General features: G+C 54.7%; 8 protein-coding genes. All 8 read left to right on the forward strand.

What is annotated here, in order from left to right; genetic code table 11:
• Nucleotides 1-202: 202 nt before the first annotated feature.
• The 8 genes from PQG83_RS00505 to PQG83_RS00540 all read left to right on the forward strand — a co-directional run bounded on the left by PQG83_RS00505 (nucleotide 203) and on the right by PQG83_RS00540 (nucleotide 25,137).
• The gene (locus tag PQG83_RS00505; protein ID WP_312745479.1) at nucleotides 203-13,864 is read left to right on the forward strand and encodes a Tc toxin subunit A-related protein; all 13,662 of its coding nucleotides are present in this window, start codon (nucleotides 203-205) and stop codon (nucleotides 13,862-13,864) included.
• A 318-nt stretch (nucleotides 13,865-14,182) separates the two neighbouring features.
• On the forward strand, nucleotides 14,183-14,914 hold the full coding sequence (locus tag PQG83_RS00510; RefSeq protein ID WP_312745482.1) for a hypothetical protein: 732 nt from the start codon (nucleotides 14,183-14,185) through the stop codon (nucleotides 14,912-14,914).
• A gap of 134 nt (nucleotides 14,915-15,048) precedes the next feature.
• Entirely contained in the window at nucleotides 15,049-17,607 is a 2,559-nt protein-coding gene (locus tag PQG83_RS00515; RefSeq protein ID WP_312745484.1) for a DUF4062 domain-containing protein, read from the forward strand.
• A gap of 462 nt (nucleotides 17,608-18,069) precedes the next feature.
• A complete protein-coding gene (locus PQG83_RS00520; protein WP_312745487.1) occupies nucleotides 18,070-19,584 on the forward strand; it encodes a TIR domain-containing protein in 1,515 nt (504 codons plus the stop codon).
• Nucleotides 19,581-21,386 (forward strand): nSTAND1 domain-containing NTPase, encoded by a 1,806-nt coding sequence (locus PQG83_RS00525; RefSeq protein WP_312745490.1) that lies wholly within the window; start codon nucleotides 19,581-19,583, stop codon nucleotides 21,384-21,386. Before PQG83_RS00520 ends, PQG83_RS00525 begins: the two co-directional genes overlap by 4 nt.
• Before the next feature lie 157 nt (nucleotides 21,387-21,543).
• On the forward strand, nucleotides 21,544-22,083 hold the full coding sequence (locus PQG83_RS00530; RefSeq protein ID WP_312745494.1) for a hypothetical protein: 540 nt from the start codon (nucleotides 21,544-21,546) through the stop codon (nucleotides 22,081-22,083).
• A 227-nt stretch (nucleotides 22,084-22,310) separates the two neighbouring features.
• A complete protein-coding gene (locus PQG83_RS00535) occupies nucleotides 22,311-23,447 on the forward strand; it encodes a patatin-like phospholipase family protein (protein ID WP_312745496.1) in 1,137 nt (378 codons plus the stop codon).
• Nucleotides 23,448-23,493: 46 nt separating this feature from the next.
• Nucleotides 23,494-25,137 carry a tetratricopeptide repeat-containing protein gene (locus PQG83_RS00540; RefSeq protein WP_312745499.1) on the forward strand — a complete coding sequence of 548 codons (1,644 nt, stop codon included), beginning with the start codon at nucleotides 23,494-23,496 and terminating at the stop codon, nucleotides 25,135-25,137.
• The last annotated feature ends 6 nt before the right edge of the window (nucleotides 25,138-25,143 follow it).

Genomic DNA, 25,143 nt, shown 5'->3' on the forward strand with positions numbered 1-25,143 from the left:
CTCAAGGAACCTCGCAATCGTAGGGGAACCCTATGCAGTCTGACGCGTCCGGCCCAAGAACTGAGCGCCCATGGCGCGGACCGTTATATATATGAGCCGATACCACACCCGGCGATGATGCATGGCAAGACCTGACCTTTCATATGCCCTTTCATACAAAGAAAATAGCCTACAGCTAATTATCTAATCATCCAGGAGATTTATGATGTCCACCTTGCGTCTACCGCCAGCCCAGGAGGCTTTGCAGCAATTCCGGGAAAATCACCCCGAGATGAATTCCATTCAGCAAATCGTCAGCATCCCAGAAGACGAATTTGTGAAACTGTATGGAAAGAAGCTGGCAGGCGGAGATCGAGAGGCGAGACAAATTCATAGAACAGCGGCCAATCTTCAGGAAAGTGCTGCGTTGCTTTGGGTAAATATCAAAGATGCCGTTTCTCCCTATTTGAAACAAACACTATTCAACAATCTGCCAGAAAATCTGCCGGAAGCATTCATTAATCAGCAGGAATCAATTCCTGGATACAATCGGCTATTTGGCAATCTGGATTTTATTGAGTGTGATCACTACCGCTCTATTTTTGGTCCGGCGGCGTATTTCGTGGATCTGATGCGGTTCGTTGAGCAAAATATTACTCAAAAAAATCCAATTCCGTCATGGTGTTCTTTGGAAGAGCGTAGACCTGATTTAGCTCGAATTCGGTTGGATGCGATCAATACCAGCGATCTGATTCCGTATATTGATCTGGTTAATGAGTTACTGGAAGCTTTTGTAAAAACAGGGGGGGGCGCCGATCGTGACACCTACGAGGTGGTCAAGGATGAGATCTTCCCAATGTCCCTGCCATTCGATTTGCCGTTGGCAGAAATTCGGAGTTATTTGAAACAACTCAAAACCAGTTTGCATCAGATCTATCAAACTTTTGAACCGTCTCTGGGTCAGAACGAGACAATAATCAAACATCTGATCACCAGAGAATTTCTGGAGTTATCGCCCAAAGAGTTTAGTGTAATCATTTCAGAAATTTCGCAACCTGCTGATTTATCCCAACGCTATGGGGTTGTTGATGCCTCATTACCTGGCAATGCAGGGTTAGAAAATGTGGAGGTGTTCTTAGCGCAAACAGGGTTGACCCGCAAACAACTGAATGAATTGATCTTTCAGGATTTAGATCGACATGAGGTGAATGCAGGGCTGTCTCGGTTATTATTTATCAACAATGTGAATGATGGGTTGGGGTATCTGACGATCGCCCCCAACACACCAGACCCCGAATATCCCAACCTTCTTTTTGACAAATTGCTCAACTTGAGCTCTCAAAAGCTGGATCGCATCTATCGATTTTTGCGGCTCTCCCGCAAGTTGGGCTGGTCGTTTGCAGAGCTGGATTGGGCGCTGCGATCGCTAAGGTCCCCCTATGTTGCCGAAACCGCTCTCCGATTTGACGGTATCAACGATTATGTGGCCTGCCGTAATGTGAGCCAAGTAACGGGCAAGGAGTTCACGGTTGAAGCCTGGATCAATCCATCCCGCGCTGGCAGCCACGTGATCTTGAGTAAGGGGAGTCAGGCGGACCAGCAACTACACTTTATGGTGTGGATTAATGCTTTCAACCAATTATCGTTTTATGGGCGGACACCTGCCAACCCCTTTGAAATGGCGAGTCTTTACACGATTCCCAGCGATGCCTTTACCCATATTGCGGTGATGGTAGCGGAGAAGACCGTCCGGTTTTATATCAACGGCAGACCCGATCAGGGTGCTACCTTGACGACACCGCTGGAGGTGGTGGGCGAAGATCTCAATATTGGGCGTGACCTGACCGCTAAATTTTTTGCCGGGGTGCTTAAGGAAGTCCGGATTTGGAAAGTTGCCCGTACTCCTAATCAAATCGCAAACGACCGCTACGGCCGCCTTGCTGATGAAACGGAGAACCTGATCGGCTACTGGCCACTAATCGAAACCGTTGATCACTCATTAACTGACCTATCTGGGAGTGGCAACCACGGCAAGCTGGGCGGTGAGGGATTTGCTGCCCAACCTCAATGGGTGCGTCGAGACCTGGTGCTGGATTCCCCACAGCAGCTTCAGTCCCAAGCTTCTGTATACTTTCCCCAGGACTACACATCGCAGCCTGTGGAGGCAATGCGCCCGTTACCTTCCCCGCCGATCCTTACTCGGGAAACAGTGCTGCATCTGGACGGCGATAATGATGTGCTCGTGATTCAAAACGCGAAAAACTGGGGCTTGGGTCGGTTAGATCGGTGGACCCTGGAATTGTGGTTCAATGCCACCGATCGCAAGAAGCTGGCTAATCGTCAGCAGGTGCTTTTTACCCAGGGAGATAAGGAAGCTGGCCTGAGCATTTACTTGTTTAAGGATCGACTCTATGTGCTTCAGTGGTGCAACAACTTTGAGCAGACTGAATTCCGGTCGTCCCTGCTCCTCACGCAAAAAAATCCTAAATTTACCTACGATCACTGGCACCATCTGGCGGTGACCCATAACGAGTTTCCGGCCACGGACCCACCGTTGCCCCTTGATGTGATTGAAGTTCGAGCCTTTTTGGATGGGACCCCCCTCACCACCGCAGACCAGACGACCGAGGTGGCTCCAGGATTTCGCCTGAGCCCGGTGGGCGCTGTCTGTCTTGGGGGGCTGGCGGAGGGAATGATCACCGGGTTTGATGACGGCCCCACGAAGCCGGGCACGGAAGATCAGCACTTCTTTGCCGGGCAGATTACCGAGCTGCGTCTGTGGCGGACGGTCAAATCGGCGGAGGAGTTGAGGCGCGATCGCATCGTGGCCCCCATGATTACCCCCGATCTGTTGGCCTATTTGCCGTTGGATGAAGGTACTGGCTGGTTAGTGCGCGATAGGGCGGGGGCACAACATGGCAATCCGTTTACGGGGACACTGCAACAGCGCCAAATTGCCCTGCAAACTACCCATACCGATACCGAGCTGGTGAATATCTATTCCCATTACGACAAGCCAGAGGCATTGGCCTGGAAGGATTACTTCTACGCGGGAAGACTGCGGATTGCCAACAAGAATGATGCCGTTGGGGTCACGTTCCTGAGTCGTCATCCTGACGGTACTGGTACAGATCAGTACTACCGCCTGAGTCGGGATGCCGATCACCCCACGTTCCATCTGGTGGCCCATCCGGCTGGGGTACAAGCTCTAAAGAGTGCTGACCCGGCTAGCGACAAGACGGTTTCCACGATTCAGCCCAAGGCGAATGTCTGGCATCACTTTTTGATCCGGGTAAAAGACACCGGCACCCGAACCACCATTCAGGCGAAAATCTGGCCGGCGGGCAAGGAGGAGCCCGCTGATTTTCAGATCGAGGCTTACGACGACAACCCCGATATTCGGATCACATCCGGCACGGTGGGTGTATGGACGGTAGGCAACAATACTGATTCACGACGACAGTTCGACAACTTGTGCGTCTGGCCGACGACTAGTACCAACCCCAACCCGGCTGATCTGTGGCTAGATATTAATTTTGAGGCCCAATCGCAAATGCCAGAGCCAGAACACTGGCGCGACACAGGCGATCGCATCATCCCCCTCGGTAAAGAACGTCTATTTAGAGAGCTAAAGATCACTGGCAGTCCTGGTCGTGCCGCCTTCGGCACGGACTCCACCCTGAACAACATTCATGCTCACTATCATAGGCCGGAGGTCGATGCTTTCGCCTGGCAAGACTATACCTACGAAGGTCAGATGCGGATCACTGAAGCCAACAGCGGTATTGGTGTCACGGTCCTCGGTCGTGATCCAGAAGCCATTGACCAATACTACAGCTTACGACGAGACGCCGAGCACCGCACCTTCCATCTGGCTGCTCATCCGGATGGGGTTCAGCCTGTCCGTAGCCTGAACCCGCAAACCGATCAAACCGATTCCGGGATCGATCCGGCGCCTAACACCTGGTATCGCTTTAGCCTGCAGGTCATGTCTAAGCAGACTGTGAACCGGACCGAAATCCGCGGCAAGGTTTGGGAAGTAGGCACCCCTGAGCCCCCGGCATTTCAGATGATGGCCTATGACGATAGCAGCATTCGCCTCCAGTCGGGTACGGTCGGGGTCTGGGCAACCGGCCCGGGCTCAAAATACTTTGACCAGCTGCGTGTCATCCAAAAGCTGCTCCTCTCCGAGTCCTTTCAGACCTATGCCCCCGATCAAGATCCGCTCAACTGGAGAAATACCGGTAAGGACAATAGCCGTGAGGAAGACAAAACCCTCTTCAAAACGGCTCAGATTGATACCACTATTGCATTTCGTACCGTCTCTACAGACACGAATATCCATTCCCACTACGTGGCTCCCGGTGTGCTCGATTGGGGCAACTACATCTATACGGGCAGGCTGTACGTCACCAACCCTAACGCGGGGATTGGGGTGACATTTCTCAGTCGCTATGCCGATGACACGGTCGAGCCAGGCAAACATGACCATTATTACCGCCTGAGACGCTATTCGACGAAGAAACCCGCCACTTTCCATATCTCTCCCCATCGAGGCGATGGGAAAACCTCCGATGAGCTGATCAAAGGTAAGGCTGACTCTGGGATCAATCCCAAGTCAAACACCTGGTATCGGTTCCACATTGAAGTCGAAGACACGGGGACACGCACCAATATCCGAGCAAAAGTCTGGCAGGATTCCGAGCCAGAGCCTGCTGACTTCCAGATTGACGCCTATGATGATGCCAAGGATCGCCTCAAAACCGGCACGGTCGGTCTTTGGGCATTAGGCCAAGGCGCTAAGTATTTCGACGATTTGCAAGTGTTTCAGCCTCTCTTACTGTCAAGCAAAGTCAACCCCGAGCACTGGTCGGACACACCGTCACGCGATCGCCACGAGCTCAACGACACCCTATTCAAGGCCATTGATATCCAGGACAACCAACTGCAGTGGACAACCATCGATGCCTTTCCCCTACTGCGCCGTCCGCTCGCGCAAACGGCGCTGGAGTTTAATGGAAATGGCCAATATCTAGCCGGTGAGCTGGAATCAGAGCGAGTCCTGACCGAATTGTCGGTAGAAGCCTGGGTCAAGCCAAGCGGAACCAGACCCAATCCCATCCTTAGCATCGGCGAAATAGCAAACGGCAATACCGCTCTGACTGCGTTTGGCCTCAATGAAGATGGGCACCTGACGCTGACTACGGACGGGACAGCGCTAGCAGGATCCACCGAAATCAACACAACGGAATTTACCCATGTTGCTGTGCGGGTGCAGGCAGCCAGCGTGACCTTCCTGGTCAACGGAGTGGCGGATGCGCCACCGTTGAAGCTGACTACTCCGTTCAAGCTGAAGATGACGGGTCTCGAAATTGGCCGGAATGGGGGTAGCCAGATCCTGCAGTACTTTGCAGGGCAGATCAAAGAGGTGCGGCTCTGGAACATGGCCCGCACCAATGAACAAATTGCAGCTGGTCGGTATCAACGTCCGGAGGCATCGGACGCGCTGATGGGATACTGGCAGTTGGGAGGTAAGACCGGCAATCAGATCCGCGTTGGCTCCCCCCAACAGCCGACACTGAAACCGGGTATGCCAGCAGCACCACCGGCTCCGATTGGGGTCAACCTGCCGGATACCGGGTTCTGGAGCGCGCAGCGGAAAATCCTCACATTCAACGGCAGCCAATCGGTGCACTATGCCGATCCGGGTGATCCCCATGAACGCCAACAACGAACCATCGAAGTCTGGTTCCAGGTTCGAAATAAGACAATTTCTCACCGCAAGCAAGTGATCTATCACGAAGGCGATGGGCAGCGGGACTTACTCCTCTATGTCTACGACAGTGAACTCTATTTCGTGGGATATAACATGCCCACTGACGAAAGCCGGTGGGAGACTACGCATGAAGAGAATTGGTGGGTGAACCCGGTCGATCTACAGCGGGTCTGGCGACTTAAGACCGACCGGATTGAATCGGGCCGGTGGCACCATGCCGCAATTGTTTTAGATGGTAGAGACGAGGTGCGTCCAGAGTCGCTACGGGGCTACCTGGATGGCAAGCTGGCCGTGATGGGGCCGGGATCAAAACTGTGGCAGCACAAGACCACCTTCAGCCTAAGTCGTGCCCAGAGCACAGTGCAGTTTCATGATGGCGAAGGCCAAGGGGTGGACAGCTCAGGGCTGAGCGGGGGCATCTTGCAGGTCCGCCTTTGGAACCGTGCGCGTACAGCGCAAGAGATTGCAGACAACTGGTCTCAGGATCTGGATCTCACGCTCCCCCCACCGGATCTAGACTTGCTCTGGAATCTGGATGAAGCATCGGGCATCCAAATTCCGGACAAATCGGGCAAGAAACGCTTGGGCAGCTTCGAAGAAACAGAGCAATTGCAATTCCTGCGGCAATCCCTGCAAGACTTGCCGGTGAGTGCCCTCACCCCGGTCACCTTAGACGAAACCGCACTCCACCAGATTGCCGATATCAAGCGCCTCAAGGACGAACATCACTTGTCCATCGATCGCTTGACGGCACTGTGGTCCACCCTGAAGCATGTCGGGCGAGAAGACAGCTCCACCTTATTTGATCAGGTATTCAATACCCAAGGTGATAAGACAGAACGCTGGGATTATCACCTGGATCGCCCCATTCGCTGGGATAGAACCGGGCAGGAGAGTCGCAACCGCGATCGCCAGACCCGTTCAAAACTGATGGCATCTCTGCAAGTGTCCAGTCAGGATCTGGATGCGCTCGTCAAACACTTGAGCGGTGCCGAAATCAGTATCGAACTGGACACCCCATACCTGACCCGTCTCTATCGACTGGCTCGACTCCCGAAGCTATTAAGACTACCCGTGATGGAATTTCTGGAGTTGCTGAAGACAATGAACCAGACATCTATTGAGACCCTGTCTGATGTCTTGAGGTTGAGGGATCGGGTCGCCTGGATGCAGCGCACCGGGATATCGGTAGCCGAGCTGATCTTTTTTGGCAAGGCGGTGACCACAGAGCATGCGGAACTTTTCTCTGAAACCGATCTGCGCACCCTGGCCAAGCAATTGGGAGAGCAAGCGAAAGACATCCTGGTCAGCGGGGAGTCGTTTGCCACGACCGAGATCAGTCAGGCGCAATCCATGACGATTTTTCAATTTCTGCAAGACCACGCCTTGGTAGAGGTCATCAATTCAGCCGAGTTAGTCAAGGCAACCGAGTTAGTCAAGCTCACTGCCATGCAAAAACAGATACAGGCACTCGCGGCGGTCAAGCCCGGCCCGGCCCTGAGTGATCTGAGCGGGTTGACCGAGTACCTGGCCACCACCGAAAACTGGATGGGCGAGTTTGACACCCTGAAAACAGAACTCGACTTTCTCCGCAAGGGCCTGGGCGACCAAGTTCGGGAAGCGCTCATGGCTCAGAACCTGCTGGCCGACAATGGATTGGTTCACCGTCAGCAGCCTGATAGCTTCAGTGATGAAAAGTTATTGAAACTGTTGCCTGCACCCGATCAAAAAAAACCTGCCATTCTCAAAAAACGCGCTCGAATTCGAGAGTGGCTAGAGCAACGCCTCGATCGGCAAGAGCGACAAGAGCAGATTCAGGGCACGGTTCACGAGACCCTCACCCGGTTGCGAGCGGCCCTATCGGAAGCATTGTCGCAGGGCTTGACTGATATGTTTGAGGAATCAGGAGATCTGGTCAACGTCGTGATTGACTATTTAGACGGCCAAGAAAATGCCGTCGATGCGGTTGCCTTCATCAAAGAGATCTACACCATTCAGGCGGCCGACTCGCCCATTCCGGGCAACCTGTCGATATACCTGGCCAAGTTCGTCAAACTTCTCTATCTGCTGGCTAAATTTGAATTGAGTGTGAAAGAAGCGAAGGCGTTCTTAAAAAAACCAGAGATGGTGTTCACGTGGGCAACGACTCCCCTGGCATTGACAGACCTCCTGCAACCATCCTTAGACAACCTCGATCGCCTAGCCCAGTTTCAGCAGCTTAAGACGGCCTTTAACGATGAGGACGGTCAGCTGATCGGGGTGTTGGGTCTGGGAGCCATCGACCTGTCGGAGCTTAGTGCCAACGACGAGAATGTACGGCAATTGACTGCTCTGACAGGCTGGGAACCCCCCCAGCTGATAACATTAGCTAAATCCTTGGGCGGCAAAAACCACAACCAGGTGGAGGTGTTGCACCGTTTGCAGCAGTGTTTTGCCTTGGCTCAATCAATGGGAAGCGATGTTGACTTCCTGATTCAATTATCCAGCACCCAGCATCTGGATTTTGCCTTCTATAGCCGGCAAGCGGCAATACTGCTCAAGGTGTTGCGGGCTAACTATAGTGCGGAAGAATGGGCCAAAGTCTATAAGCCGATCCGAAACCAACTCGCCGTCCAAAAACGGGATGCCCTGCTGGCGCTGGCCATGAAAAAACTGGACGCTCATCACTACGAAGGGAGAAAAGATCCGGATATTCTGTATGAATACTTCCTGCTCGATATGCAGATGGGCAGTGAAGTCGAGACCTCGCGCATCGTGCAGGCCACAGCCAGCTTACAACTCTATGTGCAGCGTTGCCTGATGAATCTAGAAGCGGGTGTAAATCCCGCTACCATCCCGCTAAAGGAATGGGAATGGGTCAAAAACTACCGCGTCTGGGAAGCCAATCGCAAAGTCTTCCTGTATCCGGAAAACTACATCGAGCCGGAACTGCGCCGCACCAAAACCCCCTTGTTTAAAGAATTAGAGCAAAACCTCCTCCAGGCCGACATCAACCAGGAGGCGGTTGAAAAAGCCTACATCAGCTACCTGGATCAATTTGCTGAACTGGCCAAGCTCAAAATCGTGGGCAGTTATTTGCATCGCGAATTAGAGGGTGATCCCAATTCGGGCGATGAAACCCTGTACCTGATTGGGCGGACCGATACCCAGCCACGCATGTACTATCTGCGCAAACACATGAAAACCGGGCAAGGAGAACGCTGGCTCCCCTGGGAAAAAATTGACGTGGCGATCAACTCGGACTTTGCCACGCCCGTCTACGCCTTTGGCAAGCTGCTGCTCTTTTGGACCGAATTCTCCAAATTAAAGGAATCTCAGGATTTAAGACTCAGCGATCCTTATCTTCTTTCATTTCCTGTGGATTATCTGCTGGAAAGAAGTCTTAAGGAGCCAGGCCTTTACTCCGCCAAAAAATTGGAAAAGGAACTTTCAACAGAACAAATAACCAAGTTAAAGGGACCTGGACCTGATTGGACCATCGATAGTGAGTACTATCTGTTCGATAATCGCATTGTGGGGCGGGTGCAGAAAAATGTGGATGTCTATAAAACGGTCGTGAAATACTCGTATTACAACTTTGGAAAAACCTGGATCTCGCCCCAGACCCATCTGGAAACCCAACTGTCCGAGGAGGAGCGCAAGCAAATCAAGTGGCAAAAGCTCTATGTGCAACGAGCATTCAAGTTTAATCTTCCCTCGACCACGGTTGAGCCGGAACCGATACCAGAACCGATACCGGATCCTAATCAAAAGTTTTTGCAGATTGATGAAAATACAAAACTGTTCCTTACTCTACCCCCCTTTGATATGAAACAGCTCACCTGGTCGTTCTGGGTAAAATTTGTCAAGGAAGAGAAAGAGGTGAAATATAAAGGGTCTATTGCCAAAGATCCGAAGGAACCCCTAAAAGAGCGCACACCCATCTCTCAGGAGAATATCAATGATCCAGCTTTCCGAGAGACGCACAATCTAGATGCTCAAGCCCAATTGCTGACCCTGCTGAATTATGACAATGGCAGCTTCCAGATGACGGCAACCAACTATTACACTGCGATTCCAGGTGCCCAAATCCGAGAAAATGATGTCAGTACTGCTGTGAACCTTACCGAGAAAGCGCTTAAGCTGAGTCAGGAGAATAAGTTTAGAGAGGCTGCTAAAGAATTAGCCAAGATTCCAAAAACACCGATTGCAGAGATCCCCACCGATGCAATCGGTAAAATAGCCTCTGCGATTAAGGCACAGGAGGATGCCATTGCCTCCCGGACCGAAGCGATGACTGCTCGGAACGAAGCCACTAATGCACGGGCAGCCGCAGAGGCTGCAGATGCTGACAAGAAAAAACTTCTGGAGGCCACGGCGACCCAAAAGGAAAACCAGGCGGCCAAAAAAGAAGCTGAAGCGACTCAAAAGGAGCAAGATGTTTCGACCCGACAGAGAGATGCCGTGGCGGCAATTCAAGCTGCCCATACAGCCTCGACTAATCAGCTCCGGATTGAGGTGGAAGAACCTAAATGGGAGTCGAAGACCCTGAAGTTGAGTGTGCGATTTGGCGATGCCAATGAAGAACTCACCACAACCGCGGCCTGGAATGTCTGGCGACACGTAGCCGTAACCCTGGAAAAAACGGTTGATGGATATCAGGTCAAACTGATTCAGCATGGGCAAGATGGCGCAGAAGTTGTAGAGAAGACTACACATCTAAAGAGTAAGCAATTGGCTCAGGGGGAACTTCTGGAAATTGGAAGACAAACCGTTGCCAGCGAGATCTTCACCACCCATATGGCTGAATTTCGACTGTGGAATCAGCTCAAAGACACAGCAACGATTCAAGAAGAGTTGTTTCTGCGCAAAGCCGAGGAAGATGGGTTGTTCAGTCTGCCCCTGAATTCCCAGGTCCCAGAGTCTCACATGACGCTCGTCGAATCCGAGGAGTTAACGTTTACGATTCCCATTGCCTTCCAGGGCGCATTATCAGAGCATCTTTCAGAGCGGGAGCGCATAATTATTTTCTATGGCGATACCATCAAGAGCATCCGCAATAATCTTCTGGAAGAACAAGGCTTTAAACTAGAATTAAAGCAACCTACGAGCAAAAACTATGATGTTGGCCTCCGAAGTCATCAGCCAACCAACGCTCCTCGCGAAGCTAATCTGAGTTTGATGACGACCGATGGCCTGTTTGTGAATGATTTTGCCACCCTAGATCACAGTGCCATCCTTAAGTCCACTAATACCGGTCGCTTGATTATCCAGAAATTACAAAGTCAGGAGGTCTCTTTTCTTGACGTCCACAATCGCCCGGGTTGGTACATTCTGGATACCGGGGATGAACAATTTTTGATCAAGGCCATCTTTTTAGATAAAAAAAACAAAGAACTACCGGTGCTTACCGCTGCAGAACTGATGCAGGTCCGGTATGACAATGCCAAGAACACGTCAAATATTAAAGCCCAAAATATTTCGGTTTCCTTTGACTTACAAGAGACCCAGGCCCCGGTTGTGTCTGCTGTCAACAAAGTCGAATTTCAGTTTGAGCGGTTGAGTACGTATGCGATTCATCAACTCAGTCAGAACCTGTTTACGGGTGGAATCGATAAATTCCTCAGTCCGGCTTCGCAACGGGCGAAAGAGCTTGATTTCTGGCAGATCTATCGCCCCGATCCAGATCTTGTTCCTGAAGAACGCAATCAGATTCCGGCTGTGATTGATTTCCAGGGCAGTTACCGACTCTACTATGAAGAGATGTTTTTCCATATCCCCTTCCTGATTGCCAACCAACTCAATGCCAATCAGCAATTTGCGGACGCGCAAAAATGGTATCACTACATTTTCAATCCCACAATCGCTACCCCCAACGACTCACCCCCTAATCCGAACGATCGGTACTGGCAGTACCTGCCGTATCGGAACCGGACGTCCAAGAGCTTGCAGGCGGTGTTGACCCAGGAGGAATCTCTGACGGTCTATCGGGAAGATCCATTTGACCCCCATGCGATTGCAGCCCTGCGCCTCACCTCCTATCAGAAATCGATCGTCATGAAATATATCGATAATCTCCTGGATTGGGGCGATTCGCTATTCACCCAGGATACCCGCGAGTCGATCAACGAAGCCACGATGCTCTACATCTTGGCGTTTAATCTGCTGGGCCCTAGACCCAAAGCTAAGACCGTGAAGCGCATGGATGCAATCGGCACCTACAACGATTTTGTCCAAGACCGCAACGCGGCGATCGAATTTTTAACTGACGTGGAAAAAATACCGGTGCCGACGGACAGCGACGATGCCATTGGCCGCAGTCCCCACAGTCAACTGATTACCCACTTCTGTGTTCCTGAAAATGAGAAATTTATAGGGTATTGGGATCAGGTCGAAGATCGCCTTTACAAAATCCGCCATAGTTTGAATATTGAAGGCATCTTCCGGCAACTGGCCCTGTTCCAGCCGCCCATTAACCCCGCGGCTCTAGTGCAGGCCGTTGCTGGCGGTGGAGGGATAGCCGGTGCCTTGGCCGATCTCAGTGTTGCTGTCCCCCACTACCGGTACGCTCAGGTGTTGCAACAGGCCAAGGAGGTCACCTCAATGGTCAGCGACTTCGGTTCAGCCCTACTCTCGGCGCTTGAAGCCAAAGAAGAAGGACAACTCACCCTGTTGCAACACATCCATGAGCGCAATCTGCTCAACCTCATGACCACCGTCAAGGAATATGAACTCAGTGAGGCGAAGGAAGAGATAGAGGCGCTAAACATTACCCGCCAAAATATTGAGGGCCGTCAAGAGCGCTATCGAGCTTTGGTGGAAGATGGGACCGCAGGGCTCTCCCTCAATGCTGCAGAAGGGTTTGCAATGACCTCTAAGAATATTGTCAAAGCACTGAAGGTTGGTAAGGGCATTACTGACGTATTGGCAAAAATGGTGAAGGTCACTCCTGATATTCAACTTGGAGCTAGTGGTTTCGGGGGAAGCCCTCTTGCTACTACCACCCTGACAGGAGATAACCTGGCTGCTGTGTTGGAAGCCCAGGGAGCCATTGTGGATGTAGTCGCCGATGGTTTGGACATTGCGGCTGAAATGTCTCAGGACATCGGGGCGTACCAGCGCCGATTGGCGGAGTGGAAACAGGAGGGGAAAACAGCCGAGTTTGATTTGCAGGCAATTGAGAAACAAATGGCCATTGCCGGCATTCGCTTGCAGCGGATGGAATTTGAGCAGACCATTCACGAAAAAGAACTCCAGCAAAAACAGGAGGTGGCTGACTTTTTCCGCATTAAGTTCACCAATGGCGAGCTGCGCAACTGGATGGTGGGCAGATTGTCCGGGCTATACTTTCAGGCTTACAAACTCGCCTACGACCTGGCCAAAGGTGCCGAGAAAGCCCTCCAATTTGAGCTGCCCTCCACCCAGACCTTCATTACCCCGGGTCACTGGGACAGCCTCAAGAAGGGGTTACTGGCGGGAGAATCCTTGACGCTGGAACTCAACCGGATGGATAAGGTCCGTCTAGATCAAGACAGCCGCTTCCAGGAAATCGAGAAAACCATTTCGATGAAGCGGACCTTCCCTGAAGCCTTTGGAGTTCTCAAACAGACGGGGGGGTGTGAACTTTCCCTGAGCGAGCGATTGTTCAACCTCGACTTTCCAGGACACTATTGTCGCCTGATCAAAACCATGGCCATCTCCGTCAAGACCGCTGGCGAGATTGATGCCTTCGATGGCGTGCATGCCTCGCTAAGTCAGACCAGTAACAGAACCCTGTTGGTCCCCGACAGCAATGCTGTCAGCTATCTGATGGGCATTAGTGATGACCCGCAGGACACCAGCACCCTGCGGGTCAACTGGCGCACCAACCAGCAGATTGCCATCTCCAAACCATCGGAAGACCTGGGTATGTTCAATCTGAACTTCTTTTTGGATGACCGCTACTTCCCCTTCGAGGGCACGGGCGCTGTCTCCACATGGCGGTTTGATATGCCGCTGGAGAATAATCCTTCGCTGGTTAAAGACGGCAAGCCCCCCCAGTTGCGAATCACCGATGTGATTATCCACCTGCGATACACTTCAAAGGTTGATCAGGGCACCTTCAAACAAGCGGTGCAGGACTTGTTATAGGAGTGAACCCTAATCAGTGAGGGGCGGGGTAAAGACTGGAACCGCTGCGAGATCAAGTAACGTGACAAAGTAGTGACAGTGGCATGCGTAGCGATGGCACGGTTATGGAAAGTTTTCCATAACCGTGCTTATTTCTCACGTCTGTGGTCTGAGTGTCCGGAACGGACACGCGCTGCAGGTATTTCAATCTGTTCTGGCCGCAGGTTACGGGGTGAACCCTGGAGCGAGACGACTGTACAGCGTGCCACAAAATACCTATGAAATCCTTATCGGGCGTTGAGGCGAGATGAATACAGCTCACAAAAGTAAAGTAAGGTGATGATGGGATTTATCCTCCGAGCCGCCGCCGTGTGTCTTGTGCTGGCCGGCAGCGCCCAAGCGGCCGACTTGGCCGCCATCGATGCCGACGCCATGTCGGGCGATCCGGAGCGCATCCGCAAGTCTATCCACGCCTACGAGTTGCTTGAATCGGATGATGCCGACGTGCTCTGGCGCTTGATCCGCGCCTATTACAACTACTACGACGAGTTCACCGAACGTGACCGCTCCACGCAGGAGTGGGCCGCTAACCGAGGCTATGCATTGGCGGAGAGGGCCCTACCCAAGTTTCCCCATAAGGCTGAAGTCGTGTATTACGGCGCTACCATCGGCTTGGCCTACGCCGAAGTTCACCGTTTCAAGGCCCCTTTCCTCATCGGCGATCTGTTCAAGACGCTCGAAGAAGCGTGGCGTTTGGATCCCGCCATCGACGGCGGTGGACCCGACCGAAGGCTCGCTTTCCTGTACGCCTTACCCTGGCCACTCGGCAAATGGGACAAAGAAAAAGTCGTAGAGCATCTGCAGAAAGCCGTGGTGTTTGCGCCGGAAAGGGCATCGAATCGGCTCGGTTTGGCCAAGGCGCTTGCAGACCTCAAACGCTACGACGAGGGGTGGCCCCATGTGCAATTCATGCGCGCGGGCAACTTCTGGGCGGCCTCCGATCATTGGAAGACGATTTACTTGCGACGCACCGAAGAGGTCGCCGCCGAATATCCCCAGAACCGGAAGTAGACAGACCGCTTGGGCAGGCGAATCGCGACCTGTTTGTGTATGCACTGTGCGGAGGCCAAGGGCAATGATTGATGAGTTAGTGGCGGATCGTATGAACTATCCGGAGAGGGACGAATGTCGAGGAGCACACCAAAATGATCTATGAACGCCTACGCGTATTCGTCAGCTCAAGAATGCAGGAGCTGGCGCTGGAACGCGCGGCTATAAAGGCCGCACTTGATGAGCTCAATATAGACGGGTGGGTGTTCGAGGAGGACGCCGGGGCGCGGGCGCAGGCGATTCAGCAGAGCTACAAGGAAGAAATCGACAGCGCTGACCTGTACATCGGACTTTTCTGGCGGGACTACGGTGACTACACCATCGACGAATTCGAGTACGCCGCCCAACGCAACAAAGACCGTCTGATTTACGAAAAGCGTGCGGGCATCGATAATCAGCGCGATCCGAAATTACAAGCGTTTCTGGATCAAATCGGCAAGGTCGAGACGGGACTCACTGCCCGGTGGTTCAACACGCCTGAGGAATTGCAGGAGGGGGTCAAACAAGATGCCGCGCGTTGGCAGACCCGAAAGATCCGGGAGCTGAGAGAGCTCAACGTCAGTTACCAACCCAGCCCTCTGGATGCAGGCGAACAACGGGATTTAAAGATCCTGCTGGGCAAGGTCAAGCACTTTTGGGTTGAAGGAGTCCTGGAACAGACGATCCGACGTGCCGGCCTGCTCGAACTCGGCAAAGACACCCAACCGCAGGCGGTGGGAAATCCCTGGGAGGCCGTGCTCGAGTTTCCCTTCGAAGGCACCCGGGCCGTCGCTCCGGGAAAAAGCATTTCGGATGTATTTGACGACGTGGAGCGCTCCGTCCTCATTCTGGGTCAGCCGGGTTCTGGCAAGACGACGACCCTGCTCACGTTGGTCCGTGAACTCGTGACACGCGCCGAAAGAAATCCCGCCCAGCCCATTCCGGTGGTGTTTCATCTGTCCTCATGGGTCGACCCGAAGCAGTTGTTGGATACCTGGTTGGTGGATGAACTGAGCGACAAGTATCAGATCCCCAAGAAAATCGGCAAAGATTGGCTGGAGCACCAGCGGTTGCTCCTGCTTCTGGACGGTTTGGATGAGGTCATGGGTGAGCATCGTGCCGCGTGTGTTGAAGCCATCAACCGGTATGGCAAGGAGACCGGGCTGCCCGGCATGGTCGTGTGCTGTCGCCTGGAACAGTACGAAGAGTTGACGGTCAAGCTGACGCTGAACGGGGCCATTTGCCTGCGGCCGCTGACCGACGCACAAATCGACACGTACGTCGAGGAAGCGGGCGCCGAGCTGGCCGGACTGCGAAACGCAATCCGACAAGACAGCGTCCTCCAGGAACTCGCCCGCTCCCCGCTGATGCTCAACGTGATGTGTCTGGCCTATCGGGGCTACGGGGTGGAGAACCTGGCAGGGCGTGAGACCCCAGAGGATCGGACCAAGCATCTCTTTACAACCTACATCGATCTGATGTTCAAAAAACGGGGTAAGGCCGCGCTTGCCTATCCACAGGAGCGGACCCTCGGCTGGTTATCCTGGATCGCCAGGAAATTGTCAGAACGTAACCAGGCAATGTTTCTGATCGAAGATCTGCAACCGGGCTGGCTGACAAACGGCGCCCAGCGCTGGATGTACCTCGCGGGGTTCAGCCTCGTGGTGGGTCTTCTGTTGGGCTTCGTAAACATTGCGTATTACGGAGCCGGGTACTACGGCCGCTTCGACGCTTCGACACAAAAGTTATTCCTTCAGCCCGGGGAGTGGATTGCCTGGTTGACGGCGCTGCCGCTTTGGTTGCTGTTTTTCGGATGGATCGAAGGCCTTGGCTCCAGTTCGGGCCGCCCTCTTCTGGAACGTGTGGCGCCCGGCATCCAGCGCGCCGGGGTGAAGGGCCTCATAAGCGCGGGCCTTTGGTCGCTGGTCGCCTGGGCAGCAGTAGCGATCCTATGTTTTTTGAGGGAGCTCCCATTCGACTTGGTGTTGCTACAACATCTGCTCTGGAATGGTGTGGCATTGGCCTTGCTGGCAGGTGCCATGGGGCGCAATCGAAGCATCTACTACAGCATCAACACAGTTGAATCTCTTCGTTGGTCACTCGGGAATGCTTGGCAGGGCGCGCTACTCGGGCTCCTTGGTGGCTTACTCGTCGGATCCGCTTTGCCTTTCATTTCATCATTGGGGGATCGGTGGTGGATCCCCTTTCTTGGCTTCGCGATCGTAGGCCTAGGAATCGGGGGAATTCTGGGCGGTCTCAAGCCCCATGTCCTACAGACAAAGACGGTGCCGAACCAGGGAATCAGGCTCTCACTCAGAATGGCCGTCCTCGTGGCCCTGAACGCCGTGTGGCTCGTTGCGATCGCGGTGGGAATCGCGGCGGCTGGCGGTTTTGTCTATCATCCCGCGTTTCGTGTGGGTGACTACTACGTGCCAGGTTTGGGTTATTTCACGGCCACGGTTACGACCCTCTTCCTCTGGTTCGGCGGACTGGATGTGATCAAGCACTATGTCCTGAGGGCCGTCCTGAGCGCGAGCGGGCAGACACCATGGAATCTTGCGCGCTTTCTCGAGCAAGCCCGCGGCCTCAACTTGATGCAAAGGGTTGGCAGCGCCTACATCTTCGTGCACCGGCGATTGCTCGAGCACCTGGCGGCCTCCGGGCAAGCCAGGTAACGGCGCGAGAGAGAGGGACGAGGCAGCTGTAGTAGACTGGAGAGCCAAGCTTGAGTCGATTCCCGAATGTTCTGGGGCATGTTGTTAGCCTTCGACGAAATGTGGATCGCTGAAGGGAGCATGGTGTAACCCAATCGCCCCAGAGAGACCCCGCGATGCCAACCAGATATGCGCCGTGCTCAGCAAGCCGGGACCCGTTCTCGGCGCACCGTTCTCCCGTCTTCCGGGTGATTGCCAACCCCAATGGCGAAACCGAGCACCTCAGTAAATCACACCCCCGCGAGCTGAGTCACTGCCACTCAGGTTTTTTGAACCCAAAAATCAGCATTTGCCTGATTGTCAGCCCTCGGCCAAGGCGCTAGCCTGATCCGCGTCCTATTGATCAATTCCAGCAGTAGCCTCCGAGATGATCCCCAGGATTGGTTTCCTGGCGGCGATAACCCTTTCTGGCAGAAAGGCCGTATGCCGACGTTTAACAAAGACCTCTTCATCAGCTATGCGCACATCGACAACCAGCCACTGACACCCGGGGATAAGGGCTGGATCACGCGGTTCCATGCGTCGCTGGAGGCTCTCCTGAGCATGAAACTCGGCCAGACTGCCAGGATCTGGAGAGACGACCATCTGCAAACCAACGATGTGTTTGCCGATGAGATCGTCGATCAATTCGCACAGACCGCTGTGCTCGTTTCTGTGCTGACGCCCCGCTATCTCAATTCGGAATGGTGCACCAGGGAGGTCGCTGAATTCTGCAAAAGGGCGGAACAGCGTGGCGGAGTTACGGTCGAGAACAAATCGAGGATTTTCAAGGTGCTGAAGACGCCGGTCGACACGCAGGAGTCGTTGCCGTCTGCGATGAAAGGTGCCCTCGGGATTGAGTTCTACACCACTAAAGACGAGGTACCGTTGGAACTGGACGCGGCCTTCGGTGAGGAGTACGCACAGGCTTATAACCTGAAGGTCAACAAGTTGGCCTATGAGGTCGCACAACTGCTGAAGAAATTGGCGACCGACACTGGCGACAACGCTCAAGATGCACAGGTCTCGGCCAAGGCGACCGTGTATTTAGCCGAATGCAGTTATGACCGCAAGGAAATCAGGGAAATCCTGGAAGGCGATTTACAATGCCATGGTTATACGGTCCTGCCGGACCGGCAATTGCCGCGGGATGAGGCCGATTATATCGCAGCCGTGCAAAGTTTGCTGGAGCGCTGCACGCTTTCCATCCATCTCATCGGCGATAACTATGGTGCCGTGCCCGATGGTCCCCGCCAGAAGTCGGTGGGTGTACTGCAAAATGAGTTCGCTGTTGAGCGCAGCAAGAGCGATGCTTTGCAGCGCGTGATCTGGCTGCCCGAAGGAACAACCTCAGAGCAGGCGCAACAACAGGCATTTATCAAGGCGCTGCATGACGACGCCGATGTCCAGTTCGGGGCGGACCTGATTATCGGGGACGTCGAGACCCTGAAAACCTCGATTCACGCCACCTTGAAAAAACTCGAAAAGCCTGAACCTAAACAACTTGAGGCGCAGACCGCCAGCGGGGACGGCACCAAGCTGATCTACCTGATCTGTAGCGAAAAGGATCGCAAGGCTACAGTGCCCGTGCGCAAATTTCTCCGGGAGCAGGGTTTCGAAGTCGCCACCCCGGTTTTCCAGGGCGACGCGAGCGTGGTGCGCGAAGCCAACCGGCAGTCCATGAGCCACTGTGACGCCGTCATGCTCTTTTACGGTACCGGCGACGAGGGATGGAAGCACACTCAAGACAATGAGTTAAAAAAAATGCCGGGCTACCGCGACGAAAAACCCTTGCTGGCCAGCTACACCTACCTGGCCGAGCCGAAGACGGCGGATAAAGAAGACCTCATCGAGATGGAAGATATGAAAAAGCCCACCATTGATGGCCTCGAGGGCTTCTCGCCGGTGGCGATGGCCGAATTCATGCAGGTCATGAACGCAGCCGGCAAAACCTCATGAGCGCCTCGACGACTACTCTGCATACCAATCCCTTCCCGGGCCTGCGGCCGTTCCACGAAGACGAGGTCCACCTGTTCTTCGGCCGGGAAAGCCAAGTCGACGCCATGGTCGACAAGCTGGCAGCTACCCGTTTTCTCGCCGTGGTCGGCACCTCTGGCAGCGGCAAATCCTCGCTCGTCAACTGCGGGCTGCGCCCGGCCCTGCACGGGGGCTTGATGGCCCGCGCCGGCACGGCCTGGCGCATGGCACAGTTCCGGCCCGGCAGTGACCCGCTGCGTGAGATGTCCCGCGCGCTGGCCAAGGACGGCGTCTTGTTTCGCGACTATCAGGCCGGCGGCTTATCGCTGGCCGACATCGTCGACACCACCTTGCGCATGAGCAAGCTGGGGCTGATAGACATTGTCGAGCAGGCGCGGTTGGGAGAGGGCGTCAACCTCCTGGTGGTGGTGGACCAGTTTGAAGAGCTCTTTCGTTACCGGCAACTGGGGGCTGGCGGCGATGAGAAGGACTCTGACATCAGCGAACAAGCCACCGCGTTTGTGAACCTGCTGCTGGAGGCAGGGAATCAAACACAGCACCCGATCTACGTCGTCCTGACCATGCGTTCGGACTTTTTGGGCGACTGCGCGCAGTTTCCCGGCCTGGCCGAGGCCATCAACGCCGGGCAATATCTGGTGCCGCGCATGACCCGGGACGAACGCCGTGCAGCGATCAGCGGGCCGGTCGGCGTGGGCGGGGCAAAGATCTCGCCGGTGTTGCTGACGCGCCTGGTCAACGACGTTGGCGACAACCCCGATCAGCTCTCGATCCTGCAGCACGCCCTAAACCGAACTTGGGCCCACCGGGAAAACGGGGGCAGTGGCGACGGGCCGCTAGATCTGACGCATTATGAAGCCATCGGCAGCATGGCCCATGCGTTGGATCAGCATGCGGAAAAGGCCTATGCCGAACTGGGCACCGAACGACAGCAGCAAATCTGCGAAAAACTCTTCAAAGCGCTGACCGATACAGCGACGGACCCGCGAGGAGTCCGGCGTCCGACGACCCTGGCCACTCTATGCGCCCTGGCCGAGGCGACGGAAGCGGAGGTCACAGCGGTGATCGACGTGTATCGCAAGCCGAGCCGGTCCTTCCTGATGCCGCCGGCCGGGGACGCGCTTGAGGCGCATACGGTGATCGACATCTCGCACGAGAGCTTGATGCGGGTGTGGCAGCGGCTCATTAGGTGGGCGGATGAGGAAGCCCAATCGGCCGCCACTTATCGCCGCTTGGAAGATACCGCCAAGCGATGGCAGGTCAACGATGAAGCTTACTTGCAGTCTCCGGGACTGGACTACGTTCTCAAGTGGCGCGACGACGAACAGCCGACAGCCACCTGGACCCGGCGATACGGCACGGATTTCGAATTGTCCATGCGGTATCTCGAAAAAAGCTGTGATGAGAAAAAAAGATTGGATGCCGAGGCGGAAGCCCAGCGCAACGAATTGATTGGCGAGCGAGCGCGGGCGGATGCACAAGCGCAGACGGTCGCGCGTTTTCGAAAGTTATTTGCCGTGATCAGAGTTTTAGCGTTGCTCTTTGCTTCTGTCGCGGTGGGCGCGATCATCTTGGCTCTTTATTTGCGTGATGCGACGGAAAAAACGGTTAAGGCACAGACCCGTGTGGAAGCAAACGCCCTTCTACTCGAAGATGCGAAGCAGCAAACGGCGGAGGCGGAGACCCGCGCGGAAGCAAAAGCCCTCCTACTTGAAGATGCGAAGCAGCAAATAGCAGATACCCGTGTAGAGCTGGAAAAAAGCTGAGCATCAGCAGCGCAGGCCGAAAAAAGCTTTAGAAAAAGCTATGAACAATACGAAAATGGAAGACAACTAGAATCACAATCGCGACATCAGTTGCGGCTTTTCGATCAAAGCAAAAGGCAATTGGTTTTTCGTCCACATTGTAACGGGAGATGGTTACATGAAAATTCTTAGCGCTTTCACCATGATATTAGTTCTGACCATTCCTGGAATCATGCACGCGCAACAGAAAGATAAGACGCCCGTGTCCTTTCAGTTGATGGACTTCGAGGGGAATAAAACAACCCTGAAGGAACTGCTCGAGATCAAGGATTTTTCAAAACCGGGCGTTTTGGTTTTGATGACCGAGGAGCCTGATGACCAAGTGTTATCTCTTGTCAGGACGCTTGCTCGCGTTGTCAACAAGAACAAAGAGGAAAAAGGAACGCGTGGTGCGGCCATTTTTCTTTGGAAGGACGAGAAAGCGATCGCAGTTGTAAAAAAGAAGCTGACAGGCGTTAAAGGTATTCTGAAGAGCGGCAATGCTGGCGAAGTCCCTGATATTTACAAAATCTCGGATGCTGATCCGGTGAATGTGGTGAAGGTGGTGGGGTGGAAGAATTCGGAAGTTAAATTTGACGAAGAGAAGACGGCTACAGAACTCAGTAGCGAGGATACCTTAACAGACATTCTTGTACTGTTTCTTGATCTACTTAAATGATTGACGTCTGGCTGCCGTGGTGGCCGCTACAGCTAACACTTGTCCTGGCAAAGAAAAGGGGACTTCAAGCTGCTACGGTGATCCACAGGGTGGCTCTCACGTTTGGTGCGTTTTTTCATAGCTTAAGGCAGAACCGAGTTCAGCCCAGGCGTGTAGGCTGGGAAGTACTCTAAATGGAACCGCAAACGACTCGCGCCCAGCGCGCATAAAAAAGAAAGGTGGAAGAAATGAAGAAAAAAGATCTGAAGGCGCATTTGTTCGGACCTGGACCGAAGCGGATTCTCGCCCTCGATGGCGGAGGCATCCGGGGCATTCTGACCCTGCAGCTCCTCAAGGAGATCGAGGCACTCGTCCGCAAGCGCACGGGTGACGACTCGGCGGTGCTCGCCGACTACTTCGATCTAATCGGCGGAACCTCGACCGGTGCCATCATCGCCGCCGCTCTCGCCCTCGGCTGGAAAGTCGAGCGCCTCGAGAAGCTCTATCGCGAGCTCGGGAACTCGATCTTCGAGTCGAGCTTCTTTCGCAAGGGTTTGATGCGGCCCAAGTTCTCGGCCAAGCCGGTGAAGGAGGCCCTGGAGCGCGAGTACGGCGATATCCGGCTCGGCGGACCCGAGCTTAAGACGGGTCTTGCCGTGGTGGCCAAGCGTCTCGACACCGGAAGCCCCTGGGTGATGCACAACAACCCCAAGGGGCGCTTTTTCAATCCAATGCCTGGCAGCAACTCTACGCCGAACAAAGACTACCTGCTGCGCGACGTGGTGCGGTCGAGCACGGCGGCGCCCACCTACTTCGAGCCCGAGAAGATTCGGGTGGCCGACGACGTGGAAGGCGCCTTTGTCGACGGCGGGGTCAGTCCGCACAACAACCCCGCGCTACAGCTCCTGATGCTCGCCACGCTCAAGGGCCATGGGCTGTGCTGGCCCACCGGCGCCGACCAGCTCCTGCTCGTCTCGCTCGGAACGGGCTCGAAGACGCTCGCGCTCGATCCAAAGGTGGTCATGGACATGAAGGCGGCGGAACTCGGTGTACGCGGGCTCGCCTCGCTGATGGAAGACGCCTGCGCGCTCAACGAGCTGTTGTTGCAATGGATGTCGTCGAGCCAGACCGCGCGAGAGATCGACGGCGAGATCGGGGATCTGAGCGGCGATATTCTCGGCGGAGGCCAGCCGCTGCTGACCTACCTGCGCTACGACGTTCGATTCGACGATGAATGGCTCAAGGACAAGCTGAACCCCGAGCAGCTCATGACGATCGCAGACATGGACCGCCCCGAGAACATGGACAAGCTGGTGGAGATCGGCGAGGCCGCCGCGGATCGAATCAAGGACGAGCACTTCGGGCGAGGCTTCGACCTCGCATAGCTCGCGGTCGCCTCACTAAGAGATGTCGTTTCATCAGGAAATCGTTATGACGAAAATCTCAAGAACGTCGACAGCGCCCAAGTTGCCCGCACAAGCCGGCAAGGGCGGGGAACGGCAGCTCACCTGCTTCGTCGTCACCGGCTTCGGCAACAAGACCGACTACTCGACGGGGCGCGTCCTGAGCCTCGACAAGACCTACGAGCAGCTCATCCATCCGGCTTGCGACGCGGTCAATGTGAACTGTTTTCGGGCGATCGACGCCAACCTCACGGGCAGCATCGATTCGATCATGTACCGCTGGATCTACGAGGCGGATATCGTCATCGCCGATCTCTCGACCTTGAACGCCAATGTGTTCTACGAACTCGGGGTGCGGCATGCTCAGCGGCCGAATACCACGATCATCATCGCCGAATCGGTGCTGATGCAGAGAATTCCCTTCGATCTGAGTTCGTTCGTCATCCACCAATATGAACACGGTGGTGAGGAGATCAGCCCTAAAGAACAGGAGCGGTTCGTCAACCATCTGTCCGACGTCCTGAAAAAGATCATCGCGGTCGAGCAACGCAGGCGGGAGGCGGCGCCGCAAGCCAGGCGTGAGTCCGACAGTCCGGTTTTCAAGTTCCTCATCGGCATGACGCCACCGGCCTACGACGCAGAGTCCTACGTGGAGCCGCCCGCCTTCATACCTCCGGCGCAGCGCGAAAAGAAAAAGGTCAAAGAAGGGGAGTCCCTGGCCAGTGTCATCGATGCGGCAGAAGCGGCCAAGAAGAAGAACAACTTCCCGGAGGCGGTCCGCCTGTTCGGGAGGGCCATTGCGATGCAGACCGAGGGTCAGCCTGACAAGAAACCGGATGTGTTCCTCGCGCAGCGGCTGGCGCTGGTGACCTACAAGGCAGGCGAGAATCGGGATGCGGATGGCCATATTGACAAGAACACGGCCATCGCGGCGTTGAACGAAGCCGAAGACATTCTGGCGAAATATTGCGCGCCGAAGATCTCTACGGATCCGGAGACGTTGGGACTGTCGGGGGCGATTAGCAAACGTCTCTTCGAGGTGACTGGCGATCTGGAGTACCTGGATCGGTCGATTTGTTTTTACGAGCGCGGCTTTTACGTGAAGCAGGATTACTATAACGGCATCAACGTGGCCTACATGTATACCCAACGGGCGAATCTGCTGTCAGACAGGTTCGACGCGATTGTCAGCTACGGCCACGCCAACATGATCCGTCAACACGTGGTCGAGATCTGTCAGGCGCTGATCGAAGACGAGAAGGCCTTCGCGAGCCGCGGCGATAAGCAGTGGGTCTACACGACCCTCGCCGAAGCCTATCAGGGATTAGGTCGGACTGCGGACGAGCAACGACTCGAGCCCAAGATCGACCGCGAGGCGAGCAAATTCGCCAAAGCCACCTATCAGGAACAACAAGCCAAGCTCTCGGCGGCGATGGACGAGTTCGAGCGCCGGGTGCGTCCCGCCGAGCTCAACACAAAATCTGCCACAGGCGGCGCGCAGCCGATGACCCAGGCCGTCCAGGCGGAGCCGTCCGGAGGGCAAGTTACGACGAGGCAGCAATTCCGCCCTCCCGTCTCGTCAGCCCGCAACCCCATCATGGTCGATGCCGACATCGTGCGAGGAAAACCGATCAAGTCGATCGAGGTCAATTGCAAGATTGAATACCAGTAAACGGGG

The organism is Candidatus Nitrospira neomarina (assembly GCF_032051675.1).
Classification (GTDB): Bacteria; Nitrospirota; Nitrospiria; order Nitrospirales; family UBA8639; genus Nitrospira_E; species Nitrospira_E neomarina.